Annotated in this window: 2 protein-coding genes; one reads left to right on the top strand and one right to left on the bottom strand. The window is 61.8% G+C overall.

Annotation, left to right across the window (positions count from 1 at the left end; all coding sequences use genetic code 11):
* A partial coding sequence (locus OQK_RS12890; RefSeq protein ID WP_016772762.1) for a flavin monoamine oxidase family protein occupies positions 1 to 1,528 on the bottom strand: 1,528 nt, incomplete at its 3' end.
* 223 nt (positions 1,529 to 1,751) lie between these two features.
* Here OQK_RS12890 and bioA point away from each other — a divergent pair.
* Positions 1,752 to 2,694 (top strand): adenosylmethionine--8-amino-7-oxononanoate transaminase (bioA, locus tag OQK_RS12885; protein WP_016772761.1); only part of this gene is annotated, 943 nt, incomplete at its 3' end.

Raw genomic sequence — 2,694 nt, 5'->3', positions numbered from 1 at the left:
CAGGTGCTGGCTCTGGCGCTTTCGCAGGCTCTGACTTCTTCTCGTCATCCGAACCGCCGAACAGGTTGCTGAAGAAGTTGCCCTTCTTCGCCGCCACCGCACCCGCCGCGCCTGCCGCTGCTGCTGCAGCCGGAACCACTTTGACCGGTTCAAAGGACTTGCCTGCCGCCAGATCTTCAACCTGACTGGCAGCGCGCTGGCCGGTGCGCAGTGCGCCTTCCAGGGTGCCCGGGTACAAGGTGTCGGTGTGTTCGCCGGCGAACGCTACGCGTTGCAGCGGACGTTCCCACAGGCGCCAGAACTTGCTGATCTGCCCCGGGCCGTAAGCCAGGTAGGCGCCGCCCATCGACGGGTCGGTGCTGTAGCGGCGGATTTCATAACCGGTGAACGAGCCACGGGCCTGTGGATAAAACGCGTGCAGGCGGATCAGCACCTGATCGACCATCTGCTTGTCGCCGAACGCCTGCATCACACGGGCGTTGTCGCCGGACAGGTTGATCACCACGTTGGCGCCGCCCTTCAGCGCCGGTTCGATCCAGAGCATGCCTAAACCTGCGTTGCTGTAGATCTCGCCGGACATGCGCGATTTGCTTTCCCACACGGGCGTCTTGAACTTCAGCATGATCTGGTCGCGCCAGCCGTAGTTGGTGCCCTTGATCGCCGCCAGATGCTGGGCATCCAGCGCCGGGGTCAGCGAGATCTTGTTCAGTGCGCGCAACGGCACCGCCAGCACCACGTAGTCAGCCTGATAGCCGACGCTGCCGACTTTGACGGTCACGCCGTCCTTGTCCTGGATGATGGCCGAGACCGGCGAGCTGGTCTTGATGGTCTTGATCTGTTTGACGAAGGCCTGCGCCAGCACCTGGCTGCCGCCGACCAGACGCGAGGCGCGCAGGTCGCGGTCGGAAACGCCGCGATAAACGCGGTTCTGCTGAGCGAAATACAGCAGCGACAGACGCGAAGGTTCGTCGTAGTGGGTGCGGATGTCCTGGTTGATCAGCTGACGCGCAGTGGCCGGCAGGTTCTGCTTGTCGAGCCAGCTAGATACGGTGATCTGATCCAGTGCATGCAGGGTGGCGGTCGCCGCCGGGTTCTGCGGGTCGTCGATCGAGCGCGCCAGATCGTCGAGGGTTTTCTGGTAGCGCTTGAGCGCATCGGCGGTGGCTGGCTGCTTGGTGGCCAGATCAGCGGCGGAGAAATAATCGCCGTCGATCAGATAGCCCGGGGTACGGACGAATTCCGGCGCCGGCGTGGTGCCGAGCTTGAAGGTCGACACGTACTTGTTCAGCACCGGCTGGGTCTTGTCGTTGCCGATCCACTCGCTGGTGGCCATGCCCGAGCGGCCGCCCAGGCTCGGCTTGGCTTCCAGCAGAGTGACCTGCCAGCCTTTGTTCTGCAGTTCGTAAGCAGCGGTCAGACCCGACAGGCCGCCGCCGATCACGATTGCGGTTTTATCCTTGGCCAGCGCCTTAACGCTGAACAGCCCCAACATCACCAGCGCACAGGCGCGCAGCCAACCGACAGACATTCAGCGAACTCCGGAAAAACATGTGGGAAAAAGCAGTTTTGCGAGTCAGACGACTCAAAGAACCGCGAAGAATACGTTAGCCATCAAAACGCCGCCAGCGACGTCTATCGGCTCAGACAAAGTAGCTCAATCGACACAATGGGTTGTTCCCGCGCGATGCATTGCATAGGCTTGCGCGATTGTTCGCCCGCGCCTGACGCGAGCCGCCTCGAGGAGACTGTAAATGGGCCTGAATAACCAGTGGATGCAACGCGATCTTGCGGTGTTGTGGCATCCCTGCACCCAGATGAAAGACCACGAACAGCTGCCGCTGATCCCAATCAAGCGCGGCGAAGGCGTCTGGCTCGAAGACTTCGAAGGCAAGCGCTACCTCGACGCAGTCAGTTCCTGGTGGGTCAACGTGTTCGGCCACGCCAACCCGCGCATCAACCAGCGCATCAAGGATCAGGTCGATCAACTCGAACACGTGATTCTTGCCGGTTTCAGCCATCAGCCGGTGATCGAGCTGTCCGAGCGTCTGGTGAAAATGACCCCGGAAGGCTTGAACCGGGTGTTCTACGCCGATAACGGTTCGTCGTGCATCGAAGTCGCGCTGAAGATGAGTTTTCATTACTGGCTCAATCGCGGCCAGCCGAACAAGAAGCGCTTCGTCACCCTGACCAACAGCTACCACGGCGAAACCATGGCAGCGATGGCGGTCGGCGATGTGCCGCTGTTCACCGAGACCTACAAAGTCCTGTTGATGGACACCATCAAAGTGCCGAGCCCGGATTGCTATCTGCGTCCCGACGGCATGAGCTGGGAAGAACACTCGCGCAACATGTTCGCCGCCATGGAACAGACGCTGGCAGCGAATCATGACAGCGTCGCTGCAGTGATCGTCGAGCCGTTGATTCAGGGCGCCGGCGGCATGCGCATGTATCACCCGGTGTACCTCAAGCTGTTGCGCGAGGCCTGCGACCGCTATGGCGTGCACCTGATCCACGATGAAATCGCCGTCGGCTTCGGCCGTACCGGGACGATGTTCGCCTGCGAACAGGCCGGCATCCGCCCGGACTTCCTCTGCCTGTCCAAGGCCCTGACCGGCGGCTACCTGCCGCTGGCCGCGTGCCTGACCACCGACGAGGTCTACAGCGCCTTCTACGACGACTACCCGACCCTGCGCG

The organism is Pseudomonas sp. R62 (assembly GCF_000257605.1).
Lineage (GTDB): Bacteria > Pseudomonadota > Gammaproteobacteria > Pseudomonadales > Pseudomonadaceae > Aquipseudomonas > Aquipseudomonas atacamensis.
Note: the sequence above shows the minus strand (reverse complement) of the source record. Positions and strands in the feature narration are given on the sequence as shown.